Source organism: Umezawaea endophytica (genome assembly GCF_025061645.1).
In the GTDB taxonomy this organism is placed as follows: Bacteria; Actinomycetota; Actinomycetes; order Mycobacteriales; family Pseudonocardiaceae; genus Umezawaea; species Umezawaea endophytica.
Genome location: NZ_JANYMP010000005.1, coordinates 378,916 through 404,377 on the forward strand (window position 1 = coordinate 378,916; position 25,462 = coordinate 404,377).

The 25,462-nt window shown below is 73.6% G+C and carries 12 protein-coding genes; 5 read left to right on the forward strand and 7 right to left on the reverse strand.

All coding sequences use genetic code 11. The annotated features are described in order from the left end of the window. Positions 1–263 precede the first annotated feature (263 nt). From NZH93_RS13850 to NZH93_RS50665, 6 genes are read right to left on the reverse strand one after another with little or no spacing between them, the layout of a single operon-like run. A complete protein-coding gene (locus NZH93_RS13850; protein ID WP_259623447.1) occupies positions 264–2,057 on the reverse strand; it encodes a hypothetical protein in 1,794 nt (597 codons plus the stop codon). After that, positions 2,054–6,820, reverse strand: coding sequence for a hypothetical protein (locus NZH93_RS13855; protein ID WP_259623448.1), 4,767 nt, complete (start codon positions 6,818–6,820; stop codon positions 2,054–2,056). Before NZH93_RS13855 ends, NZH93_RS13850 begins: the two co-directional genes overlap by 4 nt. Further along, the gene (locus tag NZH93_RS13860) at positions 6,801–9,824 is read right to left on the reverse strand and encodes a hypothetical protein (protein WP_259623449.1); all 3,024 of its coding nucleotides are present in this window, start codon (positions 9,822–9,824) and stop codon (positions 6,801–6,803) included. The genes NZH93_RS13855 and NZH93_RS13860 overlap by 20 nt, the downstream gene beginning before the upstream one ends. Continuing rightward, positions 9,821–10,963, reverse strand: coding sequence for a Kelch repeat-containing protein (locus tag NZH93_RS13865; protein WP_259623450.1), 1,143 nt, complete (start codon positions 10,961–10,963; stop codon positions 9,821–9,823). Before NZH93_RS13865 ends, NZH93_RS13860 begins: the two co-directional genes overlap by 4 nt. Positions 10,964–10,985: 22 nt before the next feature. Continuing rightward, on the reverse strand, positions 10,986–15,563 hold the full coding sequence (locus NZH93_RS13870; RefSeq protein ID WP_259623451.1) for a DUF6603 domain-containing protein: 4,578 nt from the start codon (positions 15,561–15,563) through the stop codon (positions 10,986–10,988). Beyond that, positions 15,560–17,962 (reverse strand): S8 family serine peptidase, encoded by a 2,403-nt coding sequence (locus NZH93_RS50665; protein ID WP_308214196.1) that lies wholly within the window; start codon positions 17,960–17,962, stop codon positions 15,560–15,562. The genes NZH93_RS13870 and NZH93_RS50665 overlap by 4 nt, the downstream gene beginning before the upstream one ends. 451 nt (positions 17,963–18,413) lie before the next feature. Here NZH93_RS50665 and NZH93_RS13885 point away from each other — a divergent pair, with 451 nt between their 5' ends. Beyond that, the gene (locus NZH93_RS13885) at positions 18,414–19,154 is read left to right on the forward strand and encodes a GNAT family N-acetyltransferase (protein WP_259623452.1); all 741 of its coding nucleotides are present in this window, start codon (positions 18,414–18,416) and stop codon (positions 19,152–19,154) included. A gap of 19 nt (positions 19,155–19,173) precedes the next feature. Here NZH93_RS13885 and NZH93_RS13890 read toward each other — a convergent pair whose 3' ends face one another. Continuing rightward, complete coding sequence (locus NZH93_RS13890) at positions 19,174–20,649, reverse strand: amidohydrolase family protein (protein ID WP_259623453.1); 1,476 nt, start codon at positions 20,647–20,649, stop codon at positions 19,174–19,176. Here NZH93_RS13890 and NZH93_RS13895 point away from each other — a divergent pair, their 5' ends adjacent. The 4 genes from NZH93_RS13895 to NZH93_RS13910 all read left to right on the forward strand — a co-directional run bounded on the left by NZH93_RS13895 (position 20,650) and on the right by NZH93_RS13910 (position 25,459). Further along, positions 20,650–21,285 (forward strand): hypothetical protein, encoded by a 636-nt coding sequence (locus NZH93_RS13895; RefSeq protein ID WP_259623454.1) that lies wholly within the window; start codon positions 20,650–20,652, stop codon positions 21,283–21,285. Positions 21,286–21,350: 65 nt separating this feature from the next. Beyond that, a complete protein-coding gene (locus NZH93_RS13900; RefSeq protein ID WP_259623455.1) occupies positions 21,351–22,688 on the forward strand; it encodes a glutamine synthetase family protein in 1,338 nt (445 codons plus the stop codon). 39 nt (positions 22,689–22,727) lie between these two features. Then, the gene (gene asnB, locus NZH93_RS13905) at positions 22,728–24,731 is read left to right on the forward strand and encodes an asparagine synthase (glutamine-hydrolyzing) (RefSeq protein WP_259623456.1); all 2,004 of its coding nucleotides are present in this window, start codon (positions 22,728–22,730) and stop codon (positions 24,729–24,731) included. Next, positions 24,728–25,459, forward strand: a complete 732-nt coding sequence (locus NZH93_RS13910; protein WP_259623457.1) for a class I SAM-dependent methyltransferase — start codon at positions 24,728–24,730, stop codon at positions 25,457–25,459. Before asnB ends, NZH93_RS13910 begins: the two co-directional genes overlap by 4 nt. The last annotated feature ends 3 nt before the right edge of the window (positions 25,460–25,462 follow it).

Sequence of the window (25,462 nt, forward strand, 5' to 3'; positions counted from 1 at the left end):
CGCCCGCGGCGGTCCGGCGACCGACCGCAAACGCGTCCCACCCGCGCACCAGGTTCGTCACGCGGCCGAGCTACCGGACCCGATCCGCGCCAGGCCGTCGAGCACGACGCCCGCAGCGGTCCGTCTCGCGGCAACCGACCGGAAACGCGTCCCACCCGCGCGCACCAGGCCCGTCACGCGGCCGAACTACCGGAACTCGGCCAGGCCGTCGAGCGCCGCGTCCGCGTCGGTCGGCAAGCGCTCGCGGGGACCCGGTGGTCCGGTCAGTCGGTCGGGATCGGCGTGCTGGTGAGCAGGTCGAAGACGAGACCGCTCGACCCCTCCCCCCGGCCTTCGCCCCGGTGGGCGGTCAACCAGACCACGGCCCGGCCGTCGCGCCAGCGGGTGCGGTTGTACGCGACGGACAGCCGGGTGCCCGCCTGCGGCACCTCCTCCTCGTTGACGAAGTACTGCTGCCCCCGGTCGAAACCCTCGCGCAGCAACGTGGTCCTCGGGCGGACGGGTTCGCCGTCGACCGCGCCGGGCATCGCCGCGCGCTGGAGCTGCACCTCGCGGTTGTCGCCGGGGACGCGCACGGGGATGAACGGGATCCAGTGCTCCGGGATGGTGTTCATCGCGGCGTAGGAGAGTGCGGCGCGCGGTGGGTCAGGGACGGGCGGCGTGGTCGTCCGGCGGCGGTAGGCCAGGACTTCCGCCGCCGCTTCGGCGCCCCGGTGCGGTTCGCCGGTGGGCAGGCGGACGGTCTGCTCGATGCCCCACACCAGGTTCGCGTTCTCGTCGCGGATCAGCAGGACCTCCTCCAGCGGCGGGCCGACGGCCACCTTCGGCACGCTCGGCGGGAGGAGCAGGTCGGTGTCCGCGGGCACGTCGTCGCTGCCGATGGTGTCGAGGGTGAACATCGACCAGCGCTGCCAGTCCTCGTCGGACCCGGCGCCCGCCGGGGTGATCCACTGCCGGTGGCCGAACACGTCGGTCACGACCAGGCCGCGGATCCTCGCGACGGTGCCCACCGGGAGGTCGCACGGCAACTGGTACCAGTCGTTGCTGAACACCAGCGCGAACTCCAGGAACACCAGCCGCGCCAGGTCGGTGCTGTCCGGGCGGACGGCGGCGAAGTTGGTCTTCCCGTCCTCCAGCGCCCACCAGCGCGGCAGCGGCATCCCCGAGTAGCGGACCGGCGCCGGGAACACCGTGCGCGCCAGCGCGGGCTCCGGCGGTTTCGCGCCGCCGAGCGGCGGGCCGGGGTCCACGGAGAACGCGTGCCAGTCCAGCTCGCCGCCGGGGTACTCCCGCGCGGTCAGGGTCTTCTCCGCGCCGCCCGGCATCGACGCGGCCACCGAGAACCGGTGCTCCAGCCTGCGCGGGTCCCAGGTGGCGTCGCCGTCCGGGTCCGCCTGCGTGACACCGGTCGGCTGGTCGATCAGCCCGTCGAACCAGGCGACGAGCCGCTTGCCCGCGTTGACCAGCGGGGTGTGGTGCAGCAGCCGGATGGTGTCGATGCCGTCGTCGGCCTCACCGCCGCCCTTCACGTGCAGGTACAGCTCGTAGCCGTCCATGCGGCGGCCCGCGACCGCCTGCATCGTGGCCCACACCGCCGGGTTGGCGCGCTGCGTGACATCAGCCGCCGTGGGCAGCTTGATCGGGTACTTCTTCGCGTACTGCTCCTCGTACTTGCGCACGTGGCCGAGCAGCCCCACCTGGTCCAGCAGCTTGAACCACCGGTGGCCGATCGCCAGCCGCAGGTCGAAGCCGATCTTCTCGGCGCCGTAGGCGAACGTGAGCCGCCGCCGTTCCGCGACCGTCTCCAGTGGACGGTTGGTCGGCAGGTCCTCCGGCGGGCCGCCGAACGGCCGGAACCGGGTGGGCCGCGACCGCGCGACCGAGTACGTGGCGGTCACCGGCGAACCGCCGTCGGTGCCGTGGAACTCGCCGAGCTGCCACTGCCGGGTGAGCAGCCACAGCGGGTCCCGGACCTCCGCGCGCAGGGCGCGGTCGAACTCGGTGGTCCGCGGACGGCCCGCGAGCTGGTTCAGCGCCTGGGCACCGGGATCGGTCATCGGTCGTCCTCCCAGTACGCCGCGGGCAGCAGGTGCGCGAGCGCCGTCGCGGCGAGGTGCGCCGGTTCGACCGCGCGGGTCTTCGCCATCTCGAACGTCTCCGTGATCGCGTCGAGCAGGTCGGTCGTCGCCCACGCCCCGCCCGCCACCCGGACCGGCGGCACGACCAGGAGCATCGCCTGCGGCGGTTCGGAGTCCGGTCCGTTGTGGTGCACGGCGATCCCGGTGGTCTCGCGCTCGGCGGGGATCACCTCGGTCCACTCGTCCAGCAGGAGCCCGCACTGCCGGTCGTCGTCCAGGTTCGACGCGTAGTGCGCGGTGAACAGCAGCCGGTCCTCACCGAGCTGGTCGGGCAGGCCGGGGTCGTTCGCGAACTCCAGCCCGAGCCAGTGGTCGTGCTGCACGAAGGGAAACTGGACCGGCGACAGCTCGGGTTGGTCCCGGTCGAACCCGCCGGTGCCGAGCAGCCCGTCCGGCCCGAGCAGCGCGTCGGAGAGCACCACCACCCGCTCCCACAGCCCCGGCACCTCCCGCACCCGCGCCATCCCGTGCAGCCAGTCGTCGATCGGGAAGTCCCGCGCGGGCTTGAGGTGCTTGACGAGGTCACCGCTGTCGGCCCGACCCTTGCGCCACTGCTGCATGACCGGTCCGGGCGGAGTGAACTCGGGCACCACCAGGACGTCCTCGCCGAGCAGCGCCTTGAGCGCGTCGGTACCCGCGCGGACCCTGTCCGGTCCGGGAGGCGCCTGGTCGTACGACTGGAGCGCGGTGTTCGCCGCGGCGCGCCGCGAGGTCAGCTCGTCCGCGAGCTTTCCCGCGCGGGTCAGCAGTTCCGCGCCGAACGCCACGGCGCGGTCCTGGAACGGGGTCAGGTCGAGGCCCTGCGGGTCGAGGTCGGCGGCAGGCAGCTTCGCGGCGACGTCCTTGAGCAGGTCGCTCAGGGTCTTCCGGTTCGTCCCCGCGAGCTGCTTGAGCCCGTCGACGTTGTTGGCGACCGAGTTCCGCAGCGAACGGACCCGCGTGCGCATCTTCGACGGGGTGTCGTCCCGCGGCTTCGGCCTGGTTGTGAGCAGCCGCTCGGCCTTCTCCAGCAACTGGAACCGCTGCGCGTTCGGCGTCGAGTTCGGCAGGTTCTCGTACTGGTCGAGCAGCGCGTTCGCCGCGGCGAGGGCCACCGCCATCCGGGCCGCCAGCACCGCCACCGCCGCCAGCAGGTCGGCGAACACCCCGCGCCGCCACTGCGCCAGCTCACCCCAGCCACTGCGGACCAGGCCGAACCCGCTCGCGGCCACCGCGAGCTTCGCGTACCGGGTCAGGAACGCGTCGATCCCGTTGAGGACGGCGGTCCGCTTCGGCGGCGCGCCGTCGGGGTAGAGCGGCCGGAGGTCGTCCAGGTAGTCGTCCACGTCGTCGGCCAGGTCGGTCATCGACCCCAGCACGGCGAGCGGTCGGTTCTTCGGCAGCGACACGGCGTCGTCGGCGGCGCGGTTGACGGCGGCGGAACCCGCGGCGGGCACGAGGTCGCTCTGGCGCAGCGGCCGGGAGGTGGTCAGGAGCGTGCGCACGGCCGCGACCAGTGGGGACACCTCGAAGAACGTGACCTTCTTGGCGACGCGGGTGGTGTACTCGATGTGCAGCTCGAAGTCCGGCCTGGGCTTCTCGTCGTCGATGACGACGCCGAGGATCCGGTCGTCCAGGTCGGTCATCGCGGCCTGGTCCGCCGGGCGCAGCGCCCACAGCAGGTCGATCGGCGCGAGACCGGTCTCCGCCTGGGTGACCACGCGGCTGTGCGGGTCGCCGTCCTCGTCGTGCCAGGTGACCAGCGCGGCCACGTTCGACGGCTTCGGCAGCACCGACGGCAGCCAGTGGTGGACGGCGGGCTCGGCCTGCGCCCGCGGCGCGTCGTCGTCATCGGGGTCGAGGTCGGGGGTGAGCTTCAGCGCCAGCCGGTGCGTGAGGGTGGTCCCGCTGCGCGGGGTCTCCACCACCGACGGCGCGGGCGGGAGCCCTTCCTTGGCGTAGGCGTCGAGCGCCGCCGACGCGCGCTCGGTGTTGCCCTGCAACGCCTGGTGGGCTCCCTCGGCCACCGAGACGTCCGCGACCGCGTCCACGGCGTTGCGCAGCGCGTCGACCTCCGCCCGGAGGTGCGCGACCTGGGCAGCGCTCGCCGGTGGCAGGTCGGTGAACCCGAACGGGTAGTCGTCCGGGTGGCCGGTGCCCGGCGGCGCACCGTCCCGCAGCGCGTTGGCGTGCCGGAGCAGCGCCAGCCCGTCGACCACGTTTCGGGCCTCGACCTGCTCGATGCTCGTCGGCGCCGCCGGGTCGTCCGGCGCGAGCGCGGTGTCGTCGATCTTGTTGGCGCGCAACGGGAACTTCAGCCGCAGCCCGGCGATGAACCGGTCCAGCCCGGCGTCGCGGTCGTGCAGCCCGCGCTCGAAGCGGTAGCCGAGCAGCGCCCCGAGCGACTGGCCCTGGCGCATCCCGTCCGCGATGGTCAGCGCGAGCCGGACGCGCTCCGAGCTGAGGTTCACCGCGAACGCGGTGGCCTTCACCGGATCGGCGTTCGCCAGGTAGCCCGCCCGCAGCACGGCGGCGGTGCGCGCGTGGGCGGGTGACGGGGTGTGGACGTACCCGGCGTTGCCCCGGTCGTGCGGGATCGGGGCGGTGCCGAACACCGGTGTGAGGTCGGCGGGCACGGTGACCAGGTCGACCGGGTCGGTGTTCCTGGTGACGTGCTCCAGCCATCCGTAGGCGCCGAGGTGCAGGCCCCGCACCGGTTGCCCGGTGCCGTCGGGGCCGTACCGCATCTCGGCCAGCCGCTCGGTGACCAGCCCGAGCCGCCACGCGTCCAACCGGTACGACACGCAGTCGAGGTGCTCGGCGAACACCCGCTCCAGCTTCGCGGTGGGCAGTCCGGCCAGGATGGTCAGCGCCTGGTCCAGTTCCGGCGACGGCGCCAGCAGGACCGCCTGCCGCGCGAGCAGGTACAGCAGCGCGGAAGGCGGCACGTCGTCGGCGAAGCCGTGCTCGCCGCTGACCGTGGCCGGGTCGCTCTCGGCGAGCCAGGTCAGGTAGTCGCGGCCGTCGGTCGTGTACGGCCGGATCAGCCGCTCCTCGGACAGCGGCCGGTCGTCGACCACGGGCGTGGCCAGCGGGTGCGCCGGGTCGCCAAGCAGGTGGTGCTCGACCGAGGTCGGGTGCAGCGCCAGGATGTCGAGCAGGGTCTGGTGCGGGTCGGGGCCCGGCTCGTCGAGGTCGGCGACGTGCGCGAGCGCGGCGCGCCACTGCTGCGCCGCCGTGCGCAGCGCCGCGTCGAGCGCGGCCCGGTGCGTCGCGGCGGCCGGGAAGGCGAGCCGGGAGAACACGGTCGTCGGCAGGATCCCGTAGGGCTGGCGGCCGAACTTCACCGCGGGCAGCGGACCCCGGCCGGACGCGTTGGCGAGGAAGAACGACCGGGTCTGCTCGGCCTGGCCGACGGTCAGCAGCGACGGCAGGAAGTAGCCCGTCGTGGCGGGCCACAGGGCGGTGTGCGCGGCCCGCGCGTCCCGTCGGTCGGTGCCCTCCGCGTTCGGCACGCCCGCCAGCACGGCCGGGTCGAGCCCGAGCAGTTCGGCGAACCACTGGCCGTCGGTCTTGGTGGTCCAGTCGGTCGCCGCGGCGGCGAAACCGGCGGCCGTGGACAGCGCCGCGTCCGCCTCGGCCGTCGGGTCCTGGCCCGCGGACCGCTCCTCGGAGTTGTTGGTGGGCGTGCCCTGCGGCAGCAGGCTGAACCCGGCCGGGCTGCGCGACTGGTCGGTGAGCAGGGCGCCGAACGCGGTCGCGGCCTGCGCCGGCGTCGCCTGTTCGCGCAGGCCGAGCACGACGAGCCGGTCGACGCCGTGGCGGAAGGAGTCCTGCAACGGGATCCGCAGGCCCACGCCCGCCGTGACGGCCTCGTCGAAGCTGGTCAGCCAGCGCAGCGCGGGCGGCACGACCAGCGCGCCGGTGGTCTCGTCGATCCTGAGCTGGGTCGCGGACGGCTCGTTCGGGTCGGGGCTCACCGCCAGCCCCTGGCGCACGGGCTGACCCGTCTTCGAGAACACGACGGCGCCGCCGACGTACCCGGTCGCGGTGAACCGGTCGGGCAGCAGCGCGGCGGTGGCGGCCACGGTCCAGGACTGCGGCGCGACCTGCTCCGCGGCCAGGGTCGGCAGCACGAGGAACGCCACCACGACGGCGTCACCGGGAGCGCTCGGCGCACCGTCCACACCGGACGGACGCCGGGCCTTGACCGCGGCGGCCCTGGTCTGGTTCTGGCCGACCGCGGCGAGCAGCGCGACCTCGGCGTTCCGCAGCTTCGCGCGATCACCGTGCGCGCGCCACACGGCCGTCCAGTACTCGACCGTCGGCTGCCGGTCGTTGGCGGCGACCGGCTGCGGGCTCACGACCACGAGCACGGCGGTGCCCGCGGGCACGCCGAGCGGGCGGTCGGCCGGGTTCGCGGGCCGGCGGCTTTGCAGCAACCACCCGGCACGCCCGGCCGGGATCCGGGCGATCAGCTCGTGCCAGGCGGCCCGCTCCCCCACCGGCGAGCCGCCGGAGGCCCACAGCGCGGCCCAGTACGCGTCCAGCGCGGCGAGTTCGGCACGGGTCGGGCGCGGCTCCAGCTTGGTCACCGACCACTCGTCGGGGAACACGCGGACCAGCAGCTCGGTCTGGGTGAAGCGGGTCTCGACCCGCACCGGGCCCAGCAGCACCGGGAAGTCAAGGCTGAGCGGGGGCATCCGGCACCATCTCCTGTGCGTGGACGGCGACCAGTACCGGGGCCTGGAAGAGGATGTAGGCGGCGTCCGCGGCGCTGACGTCCGGCGCCCACGCCGTGACCTGCACGTCGTCGGCGCGCTGCTCGTCCTTCTCCTGGTCGTCCTCGTCGTGGTTGAACGGGTCGAGCGAGACGGTGACACCGCCGTCGAAGCGGATGAAGCCGTGCCCGGCCGGGTCGACCCGGCCCCAGGACAGGTCGTTCCACACCTCGACCGGCGTCGGCCCGCCCGGCTGGTCCTCGTCGAGCCCGAACCTCGGGTCGCCGGGGCGTTCCTTCAGCACGAAGAACCAGCCGAGGTCGCCGCCCGTGCCGCGGGCGGTGTCGGCGTCCAGGTCGAAGCCGAGCAGGTAGATGTCCGGATCGGCCTTGGCCTCGTAGATGGGCAGCCGGACGAGCCTCCTCGGCGGGTCCTCGCCCGGTGGCAGCGCGGCGAGCGTCCGCTCACCGCTCTTGTCCGGCACGCCGGGCTGCCCCTTCTTGTCGGGCCACTCGGCCTTGTGCGCGTACACCGCCGCGGTCGGGTACTTGCGCAGCAGCTCGCCCCGGATCACCAGCACGAGCGTGACGGCGGGCGGCGGATCACCGGGTTTCGGCCTGGGGTTGGGGTTCTCGCCGAGCCGGGCGGCGGTGCCCCACTCGTGCAGCGGCGGGATGTCGTAGAGGCGTTCACGCCGCTGGTCCGCCGTCTCGTCCGGCCGGGCCGGTGCCGTGCGCGGGTCCCAGAACTGGCGGAACGGCGTGCCGCGCTGGTCGGTCGGGTAGTCCCGCCAGAGCAGCTCGCGGGCCATCTCGTGGTTGAGGCCGACCAGGTAGGACTCGATGAACCTGGCGTTGGGCTCCAGCAGGGTGATCGAGTTCGGCGGGAGCAGCCCGAGGTTGGGCACGAAGGTGTCCGTCGACATCTTCAGCAGCTCGGTGTACATCGGCACGTCGAACCTCGGGTAGGCCATCACCTCGGTCAGCTCGCCGCCCTTGGGCGCCAGCCGCGCGGGCAGGTCGACCGCCGCGACGATGTCGTCGAAGACCGTCGTGTTCGCGTCGAGACCGGTGACGACGACGGCGGTGGTGCTCGCGACGTCGAGCCGCGGCCGGTCGTCGGCGACGGCCGTGGTGCGCGGCGCCATCCTGCCGGGCACGACGAGTCCCGGCGGTGGCTCCAGTGGTGGGGCGGCGGCGACCTGCCGTTCGTCGATGCGGGCGACGAGCGTGTCCAGCGAGGTGCCCAGCGTCCTCATCAGCCTGCTGCCCGGCCGGGTGAGGCGGCGCATCGTGGGTGACACCGGGGCCGTCGCGACCCGGCTCCGCGACACCTTGAAGCCGACGGCGAACACCTCGCCGGACGCCGCCGAGGCCGTGGCGGCGGGACGGTCGAGCACCTTGGGGTGGGCGGGCGCGGTGATCGTCAGCGCCCGGCCGGACGGCAGCGGCTCCGCGTCGGCGACCTGCGCGGGACCGGTCCGGGGCTCGATGTGCTTGCCGTGCAGGACGTCGCCGACCTCCCTGGCGAGCTGGGCGGTCCTGATCCACGCGTTCGCCCGCCGCGTCTCGCCGAGCTGCTCCCAAGCGGCGGCCATCAGCTCCTCCTGCCGCGCCTGGACCACCTTGGTGCCGAAGTGCGCGGCGATCCGGAAGCGCGGGTCGAGGTTGAGCCGGTGCACCCAGTTCCGGACCTCGGCGTCGGGCAGCGGCGTGCCCTCCGGTGTGCTCAGCAGCTTCGGCGTGAGCGCGTGCCACCGCCCGTACAGCGGCGGGGTGATCACCGGGTCGACCTCGCCCGCGAGGTCGGGTATCTGGGGCACCAGCGCGGTGTTGGCGGAGGCGGCCGTCTGGTGCTGGTAGGCCTCGGCGAGGTTGATCAGCCCGGCCAGCGCGCGCTGCCACTGGTTGGGGTACGGCGGGGCGGGCGGGTTCTGCGTCCCGTAGTAGTTGTCCCAGTCCTCGAACTGATCGATGACCTTGTCGGAGTCGGGGAGCTGGAGCGCTCCGCCGAGCCGCAGGACACCGTTCGGCTGCGTGGGTGTGGTGAGGCCGGGGAGGCCGAAACCGGGTGAGCGGTGCGCGTCCACGTCGCGTCGGCCCACCGGCTCCTTCGCCTCGACGGGCTTCAACAGCCGCACCAGGAACTCGAAGTCGCCCGCCGGGCTCGTGGTGAACTGCCAGCGGTGGTAGACCGGCAGCCTGCCGGGCGCGGGCACGCCCGAGACGCCCCAGCTCGGGGTGGTCGCCGCGATCTGCCCCGGCTCGATGCCGAGCCCGGCCCGCCTGCCGGTCTCGAACGCGGGCACCACGAACGCGTGGTAGGTGGTGGTGGGCTTGAGGTGCCGGGGGCACAGCAGCCGCGAGCAGGCGCTGTCCGGCGCGTCCCGCAGCACGGTGGCGAGGGTCGACAGCACTCCCCCCATGCCGCCGGGGGTCGCGTCGTCCACGTCGAGCCTGCCCGCCAGCGAACCGTTGACGTGGACGTGCGCGAACGCGCCCAGCTCCCCCGCGGGCGGCAACGCGTTCGGGGCCGTGACGGTGATGAACGGCAGCGGCCCGCCGCCCACCTCGCCCTCCTCGAACTCCGCGGGCCCCGCCCCGTCACCTGCGGCGAGCACGATCAGCGCGAGCCACGGGGCGAGCCGCCGGGTGGCGGCGTTCGGCGCGGCCGGGCTGTAGCGCCAGGCGAAGTCCTCCTCGTAGAACTCGACGTGCGCCAGGTAGTTCGGCTCGAAGTTGGTGGTGAACGGCGGCGGCTCCATCCGCGAGACGACCCTGGGGTCGATCCCGACGACGTCGCCGGGGCCGTAGAGCTGCACCGGCTGTTCGACCAGCTTGTGCGGCGCCGGGCCCGTGCCCAGCGCGTCCCCGTTCAGCTCCAGCCGGACCTGGACGGTCGCGCGCCCGTTCCCCGGTTCGCCGCCGATCCTGGTGGTGAGCCCGGTCCGCAGCCAGGGCAGGAAGGAGTAGGCGCCGTCGGTCACGTGCCGCTCCGTTCGGCGGACGCGGTGAGTTCGACGGGCGTGGCGGCGGCCGCGAGCCCGGTCCTGGTCACGCCGCCCACGACGAGCACCTTCGTGCCCGACGACGCCGCCGCGAACGCCCACCGGCCCTCGTCCAGGCCTGCGAACGGTGTCCACGCGCCCGCCGAGAAGTGGAGCGCGCCCCGGTAGCCGGTCTCGTTGTCGACGTGGTCGGCACCGCCGATCACCAGCACCTTGCCCGACCCCAGCGGGACCGCGCGGTGGAACGCCCGTCCGGCGGGCATCGGGGCCACGTCCTGCCACGTGCCCGCGGCGAGGTCGTACAGCTCGGCCGTGGCGCGGGCGAAGGGGTCGAACCCGTCACCGGACGCCCCCGGCGCGCGGCCTCCGGCGACCAGGACCGTGGTGGCCGACAGGGCGGTCGCGGAGTGCGCGCGGCGCGGGTGGCGCATGCTCCCGGTCGGCGTCCAGGTCCCGGTGGCCGTGTCGTACAGCTCGCAGAACGCCAGGTCCGCGTCCTCCCCCGCGCCGACGGGCACGCTGCCGCCGCAGACCAGCACCTTCTGCCCGTTCTGGAGCGGGATCGCGGTGTGGCCGGTGCGGGCGTCGGTCATGTCGTGCCCGACCGCCTCCCAGGTGCCGTCGGCGGGGTTGAACAGCTCCGCCGAGCGCAGCGCCACCAGCCCGCCGCCCGCTCGCTGCCCGCTGCCGCCCGCGACGAGGACGAGCCCGTTCGCCAGCGTGGTCGCGCTGTGCCCGACACGGCCGACCACCAGGTCGTGCGGGGTCGCCTGCCAGGTGTTCGCGGCGGGGTCGAAGACCTCGGCCGTGCGCAGCGGCGTGCCCGCCGCGCCGCTGGTGCCGCCGGTGGCCAGCACCTTCCCGTTGGGCAGGAGTGCCAGCGCGTGCGCCTGCCGGGCGGTGCCGAGCAGGGCGGTCGGCGACCACTCGTCCTGGGCGAAGTCGTACACCGCGCTCTGCCGCAGTCCCGCGCCCGCGGCGTCCGCGCCGCCCGCGATCAGGACCTTCGCGCCCGCCGCGAGCACGACGGCGTTGTCGTGCTGTCCGCGCCAGCACGCGGCGACGGCGTGGTCGGGTGCGGCCGACCACGCGTCGGTCGCGAGGATGCCGGTGGTCATCGTCTGGTTCCTCCGACTCTGGTCATGGCAGGTACGTCTCCGCTGTCGGCGCGAGCAGTCCGGAGCCCGGTGCGGCGGGCCCGGTCAACGCCCGGCCGCCCACGACGAGCACGCGGCCGTCCGCGAGGTCCACCGCGGGGAAGTCCCACCGGCCGGTGGTCAGCGCGCCGGTCGCCGTCCAGGAGCCGGTGGCCGGGTCGAAGGCCACGACGTCCCGGAACCCGGCCGTCGCGCGCGGCCTGCCGACCCCACCGATCACGAGGGCGCCACGGGCCGTGCGGACGCACCGGTGCCCGCTGCGACCTCCGCCCGGCAGGTCGTCGACCCGCGTCCAAGCGCCGGTCGTCGGGTCGTACACCTCGACCGCGGCGAGGCTGTCGACGCGGTACGGGATGGCGGGCACGGCGTCGCCGCCCGTGACCAGCACCCGGCCGTCGGGCAGCAGCGTCGCCTGGTGGCCCTTGCGCGGCACGGTGAGGCCGCCGGTCGGGGTCCACGTGCCCGTCGCGGGGTCGTACAGCTCGCAGGACGCGAGCGCGCGCTCCCCCTCGCCGGTCTGCACGGCGCCCCCGACGACCAGGACCTTCCCGGTGCCGAGCACGACGGCCGCGGGCCCGGTCCGCGCCTCGACCATCGGTCCGACGGCGGTCCAGGCCAGGGTGGCCGGGTCGAGCAGTTCGGCGGACGCGAGCGCGGCGCCCCGCGCGCTCGTACCACCCGCCACCAGCAGCTTCCGGTCCACGACCACGGCCGAGTGCCCGGAACGGGCGGTAGCGAGCCCGGCGGTCGGCGCGGACCAGGTCCCTGCCGCCGGGGCGAACACCTCGACACCCGCCAGCGCTCCGCCCGCGCCGTCGAGGCCGCCCGCGACGACGACCCGCCCGTCGCCGAGCCTCGTCGTGGTGTGCCGCCGCCGGGCCGTCGCGAGCGCGGCGGTCGCGGTCGCCCAGGTGCGGGCGATCGGGTCGAACACCGCCGCGACGGCCACCGGCGCCCCGGTGGCGTCCACGCCACCCGCGACGAGCACCTGGCCGGTGGTCAGCCGCACCGCGTCGGCCTCCGCGACGGCGGCGGGCGGCGACCCCGCCGCCGACCAGACGCCCGGTTCGGCGAGCACACCGCCGAGCACCTCGGACTGGCGCAGGACGTGCACCTGCCCCGCCAGGGACGGATCCGCGCGGATCCAGTCGGCCATGGCGTCCTCGGCCGTCGCCGCGCTGCGGAAGCTCGACGTCGTGGCGCTCGCGGTGGCGGGCGGGAACGCCTGGTGGTTGTTGCGCAGGTAGGCCACGACGTACCGGCCGCCGGTGACCCGCACGGTCTCGTTCGCGGGGAACGGCTGCCGCTGCCGGGCGTCCTGCCGCGACAGCGGTGACCGCGCCGTGCTGCTGCCCGTCAGGAGCTGCCCGAACACCGCGCGCGGCGGGGTGTAGAGGCGCGAGGCGCTCCGCACGGCCGTCACGCGCACGGCGGCGGGCTCCGACGGGGCCTCGCTGTCGATGACGTGCAGCTCGTAGCGGGCGCTGCGGCGCACCACGCGGGGCGAGGCGATGGCGCCGCCGGCGGCGACCAGCTCCAGTCCGGCGTCCTGGGTCTCGTAGGCCGGGCGGGACAGCTTGGCCGCGTCGTCCATGTCCTGGAACTGGGCCATGGCGAACTTGTCGCCGGTGACGGACCGCGCGACCAGCCCGCTGTCCTGCGCGGGCGCGATGGTGAACCGCTTGCCATCGCTGGGGCGCTGCGCGCCGACCCGGTCGATCCGGACGTCGAGCGGGATGGCCCGCTGCTGGACGACCAGCGTGCCGAGCGGGTGCAGCACCAGGTCGTCGCCGGGCGGCAACCGGCGGAGGGTGACCATCGGGTTGAACCCGCCTGCGGGCAGCCGGGTCTGCCAGCCCTCGACCTTGCGGACCTCCGCCTCCAGCAGGGCGAGCACCGCGACCGGCGGCAGCGTGGTGGTGCGCTCCTCGCCCCAGGTGATGTCGAAGTCGGCGGAGATCTCGAAGAACAGCAGGGAGATGGACCCGCGTCCGTGCGCCCGCCATGGCGCGGGCCCCTCCAGGGTGAAGTCCAGGTCGATGCCGAACAGCCCGACGCCGAACGCCTTGAGCGAGACCCCGGCGGAGACGTGGACGACGAACGAGAACGGCGAGAACCGGAACAGCGCGTCGAAGCCGAGGTGGCCCTCGACCCCGAAGCCGCCGAAGCCGAGCCGCAGTTCGGCCTTCGCGCCGAACTGGACGGTGTTGCTGGTGACGGCGAAGTAGCCGGACACCCGGATGAGCTGCCCCGGCGAGTTCAGGATGTCGACGGAGATCCGCGGCGGCACCGGGAACGGCAGCGGCGGCGGGGTGTACGCGGGGTGGAAGCCGCCGACGGACAGCACGAAGTCGGGGTTGTCCCCCCAGGCCACGAGCAGCCCCATCCCGCCCTCGATGGTCATGGTGAGGACGCGGGAGTCGAAGAGCCGCGCGAAGAACCAGAGCCTGGACCTGTCGACCTCCAGCGCGCCCACGAAGCTGACCCGCAGCACCAGCAGCGCGACGTCCTCGCTGGGCAGGAGGCATTCGAGCAGGCCGAGGACGGCGATGTTGCCCGGCGGGATCTCGACGACCACCCCGAGGGAGACGCTGACCAGGGTCGGTGTGCCCCAGCCGATCTTCGCCATCGGGCCGACGAGGAACGTGCCGTCGTCGGGCGGGAAGAACCTGCGCAGGTCGCTGAGGATGCGCGGCGCGTTGGCCACCACGTCCCGCGGGAACATGACCGACTGGATCGACCCGGTGACGACCCCCTCGACCAGCGCGTCGAGGTCCATCCTGCGGTTGAGGCCGAGGATCCCGCCGACGCCGATCAGCTTGAACCCGAACCCGAGTTGGATGCCCGCCTGGCCGAACTCGGCGGTGAGCACGATCAGCAGCGAGAAGCCGCGGCTGCCGTCCGGCATCCGGGTGGAGATCAACCCGATCGCCTTGACGTCGATGAAACCCGCGAACTCCAGCTCCAGCGCGCCCGCGTACTCGCCCCGCGCCTCGTCGAACGACAGGAACCCGCCGCCCGCGACGATGCCCGCGTCGACGGCCAGCCCGACACCGGTCGGCGGCTTGAACCGGAACGCGAGGTCGGCCACGCCGAGGTTGCCGCCGCCCGCGGGGAAGGACAGGTCGGCGACCACGCCGACCCGCTCGACGGCCGCGCTGATCGGGCCGAGCGCCGCCGTGAAGCCGCCGGAGACCTCGATCGGCACCCGGCCGTCCGCGCCGAGCGCCACGCCGAGGTGCAGCGCGGTGATCTCGATCGGTCCCAGTTCCACGTGCAGCGGCAGTTCGAGGTCGAGCCCGCCGCTGCCCTCCAGCCTCAACCCGGTCGACGGCGTCCAGGTCCCGGTGATCTCGAACGCCGACTCGATCCTCGCGCCGCCCGCGACCGTGCCGATGAAGCCGTCCGCCCCCGAGAGGTCGATCAGCACGTGCCCGCCGGACAGCTCGACCCGCGCGGACGGCTCCGCGGTGACGGTGCCGCCCGTGTCGGCGGTGGCCCGCAGGCCGAGGGCGAGGGCGAACCGGCCGACCTCCAGCCGTGAGGCCCCGGTCTGGCCGATCAGCACGATGGGCGTGCCACCCCGCTCCGCGACCGCGCCCGCGGCCACGTCCAGCCCCAGCGAACCGGTCGGCGGTGCCAGCTCGACGTCGAACGGGGGCCGCACGCGGGCGTCCAGCCCCGCCTCGAACCGGGCCGCCACCGCGAGGGTCAGCTTCCACAGCGATCCGAGCGGGATGGTCACCTGGACGTCCCGCTGCGCGGGCACCCGCAGCCGCGCGGTGAGCGCGGGCGGGCTCGTGGCCGGGTCCACACTGAGCCGGAACAGGTAAGCCTCCAGCACCGGCGGCGCGCCGGGGGGCGTGAGGAGCACGAAGTCCATGTCCCGCCCGGCGAGCAGGGCGGAGACCCGCGGCCACAGCAGGGACCCGTCGAAGCCGGGTGTGCCGAACCCGAACGTGTCGCCCAGCCAGCGCGCGGGGTCGGTCAGGATGGTGAGGAAGCGGTCGACGTGCAGCCGCCTGCGCCGTCCGGGAATCGTGTCCGGGTCTTGCGGGTCGCTCACCGCGCTGTCGTCGACGATCCCGAGGAGCGTGAGCAGTTCGACGGCCGCGAGGCCCTTGCCCTCGACGTAGGAGATCACCGCGAACTCGACGAGCCGCTGGGGCATCAGCGCCGCCTCGGCCAGCAGGCGGGTGCGCTGCGGCGCGGTCAGGCCGGTGGACCCGTTCACGGCGGTGGTCAGCGCGGGCGCCAGCGCGTCGAGGGCGGTGAGGGTCTCCGTGACGCCGCGGAGCAGCGCCAGTCCTTCCTGGACGATCGCCGCGTCGTCGCCCGCGGCGATGGCCTGCGTGAGCCGCGTGATGATCGGCGCGGCGGCACCGACCTGCCTGGTGACGGTCGACAGCGCTTCGCCCGCCGCCCCGAGGCCCCCCGGCAGGCGGAACCCGAGTCCGGCGAAGAACGCGTCGCGCTTGTCCGCGGCGAGGTTCTGCTCCAGCGGCAGCAGGGCGTTCGCGATCTCCCTGGCCAGCAGCTCCAGGGTGCCCGCGCCGCTCACCGGTCGGTCCCGTGCGCGAGCGCGGCCTCGTCGAGCCGGTCCAGGCTCGCGCCGGGCCACAGCTTGGCGAAGTCGGCGAACCGGGTGAGGTCGGCCTGCAGCCGTGGACCCGCGAACCGGTCCAGGACGGCGAGGAATCCCGAGACCAGCTCGGCGAGGTCGAGGCCGTCGACCGCCTCGGGCAGCAGCGCGTCGTTCGGGGTGGGGCCGTGCAGCAGCCGCCGCACCACCTGCGGACCGCCGAGCCGCCGCCAGACCACGAGCACCCTGCGGTTGGTGTTGACCAGGCGCAGCACCTCGTCCACGTGCTCGCTCACCAGCGCGGCGAAGAGCTGGAGACCCGGCCGGGGGCCGAACCGCCGCTGGAGGTCGGCGAGGCGGGACCGGAGGGTGTGCGGCGTCAGGCCGATCTCGTCGGGGGCGAACGCCAGCGGCCGCGAGCCCCCGCCGCCACTGGCGGCGACGGTGGTGGCGACCGGTATCCCCGCCAGCGCCGCCGCGGCGTCGACCTTGCCGGAACCCCACAGGTGGTTGCCCCGGATGCCGGTCGCGGGCTCGATCGGCGGCGGGACCTCGGCGGCCGGGATGCCGTCGGTGCGGCAGCTCTTCTGGAGGTGCCCGCGGACCTGGTCGAAGGTCAGGTTCCGGTTCTTCTGGAACATGAGCGCCACCAGCCCGGCCACGTGCGGCGTCGCCATGCTGGTGCCGGACTTGTCGACCACGAGCTGGTCGCAGCAGGACGAGTTGCTGTCCTTGTCGTCACGACCGCGCGGAGCGGCGACCGACACGCCGGGCGCGGCGACCGTCGGTTTGATCTCGCCCGCCGGGGCGACGGGCTGGTTCGGCACCCCGCGCGAGGAGAACACCGCGAGCGTCCCGTCGCCGTCGTCGTAGGCGGCGACGGTGATCGCGTTGCGCGAGGCGGCGGGCGAGATGATCGTGTTCAGCCGCCGCTTCTCGACCCGGTCGTCCTCCGTCGGCAGGCGGAACGTCGGGAAGTCGTCGTCGTTCTCGATCCGGAACCACGCGTTCCAGTCGGCGGCGACCGCGGTCGTGTTGGTGAACTCGAGCTGCCACACCCCGGAGCGGACCGCCGTGCTCGCGGGCACCGAGATCGTGATGTCGATCAGCTTCAGCGCCGGGTGCGCGGGGTGCGGCGTGGTGCTGGAGAAGACGTCCAGGGTCATCAGCCCGATCGGGTAGGTCCCCGCGGGCTGACCGGGAGCGCCGGGGGCGCCGGGCGGGATGGCGCCGGTCGTGACCGGACCGGGCCTCGCCGGGTTCACCGGCGCGGTGATCTCGACGGTCAGCGCCGCCGCGCTGGAGTACCAGACGGCGAGGCTATCGGCCTTCTCCGAGTTCTCCGGGACGTGGAAGGAGACGGTCGCCGAGCCGTTGGGCGCGACCGTCCCGCTCTCGTGCGTCTCGTCCCTGGCCTCGTTGCCCGCCGCCGCCACGATGGCGACGCCCGCGGGAGTGACCGCCGGGGCCGCGGGACGCAGGATCCCGTCGACGACGAGGTCGAGTTCGTCCCGGCCGTCGTGCGCCCCGAGGCTCCTGCCGAAGCTGCAGTTGATCACGACGGGTCGCGGGACCGGCGGGTTGCCCACCTTGTGCCGGTCCCCGGCCTGGGCGCACCACTGGAGGGCGTCCGCCTCGTTGTTGGTCGACACCCCGATCGCCTTCACCACGACGAGGTCCGCCTCCGGCGCCACGCCGGTGTACCGGCCGGGGGAACTGCACCGGTCGTCCTGGCTGCCGTCCCCGGCGGCGATGCCCGCGACGTGGGTGCCGTGGCCGACGGTGTCGACGCTGCCGAACGACGACCCGGCCTTCAGCGCGGGGTTGATGTGCTGCGGCAGGAAGAGCCGACCGATCTGCTGGAAGCCCGTCGGCGGTGGCAGGCCGCCGTCCGACGCCTTCGCGCCCTGGTCCCACAGCTCCAGGATCCGGGTCGTCTTGTCGGCGTCGGTGTTCCGGAAGGACTCGTGGAAGACGTCGATCCCGGTGTCGATCACCGCGATGATCACGCCCGCGCCGCGTCCCGGCCACGGGGTGGTCGGCGGGACCTTCCACGGCACCCGCAGTTCCTCGACCGTGTTGTCCAGTGCGGGCCTCGACGGCGTCAGCAGCGCGACGGACTCGACCCCAGGCACCGCGTCGAGCTGTTCCAGGTCCGCCAGCGCGATGATGCCGGAGACCGTCCCGCCGCTGTCGTACCCGGTGTCCAGCCCTGCTCGCCGCAACGCGTCGACGTCACCCGAGTACCGCACGAGGACGGTGACCCGCCTGCTCGTGACCTCCGACGCGCTGAGCCGGGGGTGATCACCCGCCGACGCGTAGCCGAGTTCGGTTCGCCACACCGCCATGGCGTGCTCCAACGCGGGTTCCAGCTTCATCGCAGTCATTCCCCTGGGCGCGCGAATCCCTCGCCGAAGGCTAAATCCGCCCGCCCACCACGACTACCGCTGATCGGCCGGTCGCGGAGTAGCCCGCAAGGCGGCTTTCACCGCCCAAGTGCGGTGTTCCACCGATGGACGAAACGGGCACAGCGCCCCTTTCTTGGCACTGTCGGCGGAACGGGCACCGCAGGCCCTCCCACCTCGTCGGAGGAGCACCGCGACGGTGATCCGACACCGGAACCGCTCCCGCGGCAATGATCTCCCCGCCCGGTCTCCCGCCCAGGAAGAACGCCGAATATATCGACGCTCGACATTTTCGATTCGACTTTCCAAAATTACCACGAGCCTTTTGTCGGAACAACGGTCCGTCCGCGCACCCTATTCCGAATCGGACCGCCAAAGGGCATGATGTCGACGGTCGGGTGAATGACGGAGAACGGGCGGAACCTTGCTGATCACGACGGTGGCCGAGCGGCCCGATCTGCTGGAACCGGCGCTGGCGCTGGGTGACATCGGGGCCGAGTTCCTGCGGCACGACCCGGTCGCGGCGCTGACGAGGGCTCGACGGCTCGCCGCCCGGTGGCCCGAGCACTTCCTGCTGGTCCTCGACGACGGGGTCCCGGTCGCCCGTGCCGTGAGCGTGCCGCTGGTGTTCCCGGACGCCGACCGGGCGGAGTTGCCGGACCACGGCTGGGACGGGGTGATCGTCTGGGCGGTCGAGGACGCCCTGGACGGGCGGACGCCGACGTGCGCGGCGGCGCTCGACGTGCAGGTGGCGCCCGACCGGCGCGGCCGGGGCATCGCGGCCGAGGCGGTGACGGCCCTGCGGGAGTCCGCCCGCGAGCGCGGCTTGAACCGCCTCGTCGCGCCGGTCCGCCCCACGACGAAGGACCGGTTCCCGACGACGTCGATGGAGGACTTCCTCGCGCGGCGGCGCCCGGACGGCCTGTCGGTGGATCCGTGGGTGCGCGTCCACGAGCGCCTGGGTGGCCGGGTCGTGAAGGTGGCGCCGTTCTCCATGACCGTCGTCGGCACCCTGGACCAGTGGCGGTCGTGGACGGGCGACTCGCTGGTCGAGGGGGCGAACGTGATCCGCGACGGCCTGGTGCCGGTGCTGGTCTCGACCGCGTTGGACGTCGGTGTCTACGTGGAGCCCAACGTCTGGGTCGAGCACGCGCTCGACGGCTGATCGCGGACCCCGCCCGCCGTCACCGGGGTTCGCCCCGCACGGCCCTGCCGGGGAGCGCCGTCGGGTCGAGCACCCCGTCGCGGACCACCAGCGCGCCGCCCACCACCAGGTGCCGCACCCCGGACGAGGGGCGCACCGAGTCGAAGTAGGTGGCGTTGTCCGTGATCGACTCCGGGTCCAGCACGACGACGTCGGCGTCCGATCCGGGCGCGAGCCTGCCCTTCGCGCGCATCGCGGGAGCCACGTCGTCCAGGACGCGGGCCGGGAGGTAGGAGCACCGCCGGAACGCCTCCGACCAGGTCCAGGTCGCCGTCTCGCGGACCATGAGCCGCAACGACTTCGCGAACGTGCCCGCCGTCCTCGGGTGGGTGCTCCCGCCCGCGGGCAAGGGCCATTCGAGGCTCTCGCTGGTCCCGTCCGGCCACACGACCGGCATGGCGTCGCTGGCCACGACCGCGTCCGGGAACGCCAGGGAGTGCAGCAGCAGCTCCCGGTCGACGGCCTTGTCCTCGTCGAGGTACTCGACGATGCACGCGGCGCCGGGGTCGGTGGCGCGCAGCTCCCGGAGCCTCGACTCGTCGGCGATCCGCTCGCCCGTCCGCAGGATCGTGAGGTTGCTCGGGGTCATGCCCCAGCGGACGAGCCGTTCCGGGTCCAGGAAGTACGCCCCGACGCCGGTGCTGCCCGCGCCGTACGGGTAGGCCTCCACGGTGACCCGCGAGCCCTCGGAGCGGGCCCGGTCGAGGGTCGCCAACACCCGGTCGACGTGCCGCCGGGACGTGCTGTTCACGTGGCAGTGGTGCATGGCCGCACCCGTCTCGGCCGCCACGACCGCGATCTCCTCGCTGCCGTCGATCGGGATCGACGGGTCCGCCTCCACGATCTCCCGGACGTGGGTGAAGGTGGGCACGCCCGCGCGGGCGGCCAACCGGGCCACCGCGGTGAACTCGGCCGGGTCGGAGTGGGGGGCGTACCCCATCAGCACCCCGATGCCCAGCCCGCCGTCGGCCAGTTCCTCCTCCAGCACGCCGAGCCACCGGTCGAGCTGGCCGGGCGTGGAGGTCACCTGCCACTCGGGCACCCCCAGCACGGACAGCATCCCGCCGACGGTCGCGTCCGGCTCGATCCCGGCCAGGACGCGCGCTCGGGCACCGGCCCAGGACGCCGAGAACCCGTAGTTCAGCGGGCGCCCGTCCGCCGCCGCGTCGGCGTACGCGCGCCGCAGCGGCATGAGCCCCGCCTCGAGGTCGAGAGCGGTCGTGACGCCGTCCATCGCCTGGAGCCGGTGCCCGGCCACGGAGTGCACGTGGCTGTGCAGGTCGACGAAACCAGGCCCGACCACGAGCCCTTCCGCGTCGATCTCGGTCGCGCCCTCGACCGGGCCGACCACACCCACCGCCTCGACACGGCCGTCGCGGACGTGCACGTCCGCGACGGCGTCGTGCCCGGAACCGGGGTCCACGACCCGACCGCGGCGGAAGACGATGTCGGTCATGTGCGTGCCTTTCGCGGGCTCGACCTCGCGGACGCGGCGGTGGACCGGCGCACCGTCGGGTCAGCGGCTGACCGACGACGAGCGCGCGAGCACGCTGCGGACGAGACCAAGGGGCGGATCCTGGTGCTCGGACGGTACTTCGGCGCCGCGGAGCGCGTGCCGCCGGGCGGCCCCTCCGTCCGGGCTGCGAGGATCGCGGGCGTGGAACGGGATGAGGGTGGGACTCCGGGAAGGCGTATCGGCGTCGAGCAGCTCGTGGAGCCGCTGGAGCGGAACGCGGCGAAGGCCGGTGACCACAGCTTCGAGAGCGTCCGCAAGCTGGGCAACGCCGTTCCCCTGCTGGTGGAGAACAGCGGCGACCAGCTCATGGAGCTGTGGCTCGAACCGACCGGGCAGGACTACTGGCTCCGGCCCGGCGAGGTCGTCGTGGTCACCTCGTACGGCGAGTGGGTTGATCACCCGTTCGAGGTCGCCCACGAACCGGACCGCGTCACGGTCTGGTGCACCTCCTGGTTCGCCACCGTGACCGACCGCCAGGATCAAGAGGTGCCCGGCGCCCACCAGCGACCGGCGGGCCTGCCCCGCTTCGCCGGACAGCCGCACCCCGACTCCGGGGCTCGGGCAGGCAACACCTGAGTTCGTCGCCAACCACGTACAAACAGGGAGTGGTTGGCGTCGGACGGGCCTCTTACGGTCGGTCCGTGCGTGAAGCCATCTCCGGAGACGAAGCGCGGACGGTCGACCGGTTCCTCGACGACAACGCGATAGAGACCGTCGAACTGGCCGTCGTCGACCTGATGGGCGCGATCCGGGGCAAGCGGATCCCCGCGCAGGTCTTCCGGCGGAGCACGGAGTTCGCGCTCTCGTCCGGGATGTACTGCGTCGACTACGGCCTCGACGTGCTGCCGCCAGGGGGCGGGTACGGCTGGGCCAGCGGCTACCCGGACGTCTTCCTGGTCCCCGACCCGACGACCCTGCGGCTGGTGCCGTGGCGCCCGGCGACGGCGCTGGTGTTCTGCGACGTCGTCGACCGGACGGGTCGGCCCCTGCCGCTCGACGCGCGGCAGATCCTCCGCCGCGCGCAGGAGGGCGTCCAGCGGGCCGGGTTCGACGCGAGCGTCGGCCTGGAGACCGAGTTCTACCTGCTCGACCCGGACAGCCTGCGGCCCCGCCACTCGCGCGTCCCCCTCTACAGCCTGCACGACGACTCCTACCTGTGGCCGGTGATCCGGGACGTCCAGGCGGCCCTGCACGCGGTCGGCGTCGTGGTGGAGGCCAGCGGGGCGGAGTACGGCGCGGGCCAGGTGGAGATCAACCTCGGCCACTCCTCACCGCTGACCGCCGCCGACGACCTGCTGTTCTTCCGCTACGCGGTCAAGCAGACCGCGGCGGCGCACGGCTACCTGGCGACGTTCATGGCCAAGCCGTGCGCGGAGTCGTCCGGGAGCGGCCTGCACGTGCACCAGAGCCTGCGCAGCCGCGAAACGGGCCGCAACGCCTTCTGGGACGGGGAGAACGACGAGCTGAGCGGCCGGGGCCGGTCCTACCTCGCCGGTCTGCTGCGCCACGCCGCCGAGACGTGCCACGTCGCCGTCCCGACCCCCAACGGGTACAAGCGGTCGGTGGGCTACTCGTTCGCGCCGACCCGTGTCGCGTGGGGGTTCGACCACCGCTCGGTCGCGGTGCGGGCGCTCGTGCACGGGGACGGTGGAACGCGGCTGGAGCACCGGGTGGCCACGGCGGACGCCAACCCGCACCTGCTGGTCGCGACCCAGTTGCTGGCGGGCCTCGCCGGTCTGGAGGAGGAGCTGGAACCGCCGCCCCCCACGACGACCGACGTCTACGCGGACGACGACGCCGAACCGCTGCCGCGCGGCGTCGCGGAGGCCGTGACCCTGTTCGACGGCAGCAAGTTCGCGCGCTCGGCACTGGGTGACGAGGTGACGGAGGCGCTGTGCCTGCTCGGACGCGCGGAGCAGGCGGTGGCCGACGCCGAGGTGTCCGACTGGGAACGGCGACGCTACCTCGAATCGGTCTGAGTTCCACCCGTCCATCACTCGACAAGGTGGGGTACGCCCATGTGCGGTGTCGTCGGTTTCGTCAACAGCGGCAAGCTGAAGGAGGACCGGATCACGAGCCTGCGCCGCGGTGTCCGCGCCATCGCCCACCGCGGGCCGGACGAGGTCGGGATCTACGACGACGAGGCGTTCAGCCTCGGGACGGTCCGGCTGTCGGTCATCGACCCGCTGCTCGGCAAGCAGCCGATGGTCACGGCCGACGAGCGGTACGTGCTGGGCTTCAACGGGGAGATCTTCAACTACCTGGAGCTGAGGCGGGAGCTGGAGGCCGAGGGGGTCGCGTTCGTCACGAGGTCCGACACGGAGGTGCTGCTCCACAGCCTCGCGGTCTGGGGTGAACGGGCACTCGACCGGCTCAACGGCCAGTTCGCCTTCGCGTTCTACGACCGCCGACGGCGCGAACTGCTGCTGGGGCGCGACCCGTTCGGGGAGAGGCCGCTGTTCTACACCGACCAGGGCGGCACCTTCCACTTCGCCTCGGAGATCAAGGGTCTCTTCGCGTTCCCGGAGGTGCGCCGCGAGCTGTCGGCCGCGGGGGTCCGGGCGAACGGCCGCTACTGGACGCCGGTGCCGGGTGAGTCGTGCTTCGCCGGTGTGCGCAGCCTCCCGCCGGGACACGTGCTCCGGGTCGGGCCGAACGGGGTGGCGCTCTCGCGCTACTTCGAGGTGCCGATCGACCGGGGCGTCCCCGCCCGACCGGACCTGACCTTCGAGGACGCGAAGGCGGAACTGCGCGACAGGCTGGAGGAAGCGGTCCGGTTCCGGCTGCGCGGGGACTACCCGCTCGGCGCGTTCCTCAGCGGTGGCCTGGATTCGAGCGTCATCGCGTCCATCGTCCGCGAGAACACGACCGGCCCGCTGCCCACGTTCTCCATCACGGTGCCGGGCTCGTGGGCGGACGAGTCGGCCTACCAGCGGATCATCGCGGAGAAGCTGGGGACCGAGCACACGTCCGTCGTGGTCACCGGCCGGGACATCCGCGAGCGGTTCCCGAACCTGGTCCGCAAGTGCGAGGCGCTCCTGCACTTCTGCGCGCCGGTCGCGTCCGAGATGCTCGCCGAACGCGTGGGGCAGGCCGGTGTCCGGATCGTGCTGGGCGGCGAGGGCGCCGACGAGTCGTTCTTCGGCTACGACATCCTCAAGGAGGCGACCGTCCTGGACTCCTGCCTGGCCGGTGGCTTCACGGCGGAGCGGGAGCGGGAACTGGCCACCGGCCTGAACGACGTCCTGCACACCGATCCGATGACGCCCGCCGACATCCTGCGCTTCTTCCGCGAGCGGGCGGGCGACGGCAGCCCGGTACTGGGCGCGCACCTCCGCCGGTTCGACGCCGAACCGCTGCCCGGCCTGCTGGCGGCGGCGGACGGCGTCGCCGACGACGACCGGCGGCTGGCCGAGTTCGCGCGCGCCCAGGTGACCGGCTTCGACGACCTGGACGTGGTCGGCCGGTCCCAGCTCTTCGACTTCCTGACCCTGTTGTGCGGGTACGGGATGACCTGCCTGGCCGACCGCCCCGGCGCGGGCTGCCGGATCGAGGCGCGGTACCCCTTCGTGGACAGGTCGGTCGTCGCCTTCGCGGCCGGCTTGCCGCGCGAGTGGAAGCTGAGCGGGTTGACCCGCGAGAAGCACATCCTCCGCGAGGCGTACGCGGACGTCCTGCCCGCCGAGATCCGCGACCGGCCGAAGTTCGGGATGCGGGTTCCGGGGGCGGAGCACCTGCTGCCGACGGGCACGGGCGACTGGGTGGACGAACTGCTCTCGCCGCGCTCGGTGCGGAACTGCGACGTGCTCGACGCGGACGGCGTGCGACGCCTGGTCGAGCACGTCGGGTCCTTTAGGGACGGACAGGTCCCGTTCCCGCACAACCACGCCTACCTCCAGGTGCTCAGCACCCTGCTCCTCCAGGACAGCCTCGTCGACGACTTCCGGGTGCCCGACGTGGACGTCGACCGCGTGCTCCTGCGGGAGTACGACGGCACGGGCGGGGCGCTGGTCCTGCGATGACGGAGCAGTACGACGCGATCGGCGCCCGGTTCGAGGAGTCGAAGTCCACCGCGGCCTTCTCCGCGGCGGACACGTTCACCCTGTCCGGCGCGCTCGGCGACGTCACCGGGCTGTCCGCGCTCGACCTCGCCTGCGGGTACGGCTACAACACCAGGCTGCTGGCCGAACGCGGCGCGGGCCCGGTGGTGGGCGTCGACGTGTCGGTAGAGATGGTCCGGCTGGCGCAGAAGTACGAGGCGAGGTCACCGACGGGCGTGGACTACGTCATCGCCGACGTGACCGACCTGCCGCCGCTGCCGCACCGCTTCGACCTGGCCACCGCGGTCTACCTGTTCAACTACGCGTCCAGCCGGGCAGCGCTGCGCTCGATGTTCCGCGGCATCCACGCCGCGCTCGCCGACCACGGCCGCCTGCTGGCGATCGTGCCGAACCCCACGCCCTTCCCGGAGGGCAACTACGAGGAGTTCGGCCTGCGCATCCTCGAACGCGTCCCCGGCGAGGAGGTTCCGCTGATCCGCCAGGAGTTCACCACCGACCCGCCCACCCCGCTGGAGGACTACGAGTGGCAGCTCGCCGACTACGAGTTGGCCGCGACGCAGGCGGGTTTCCCCACCGTCCGGTGGTCCCCCATCCGCACGCCGCCACCCGACGGCGTTCGTGACGAGAAGTTCTGGCAGCGGTACCGGGACCACCCGGTCAGCCGCCTGATGACCTGCGACCGGAGGTGACCG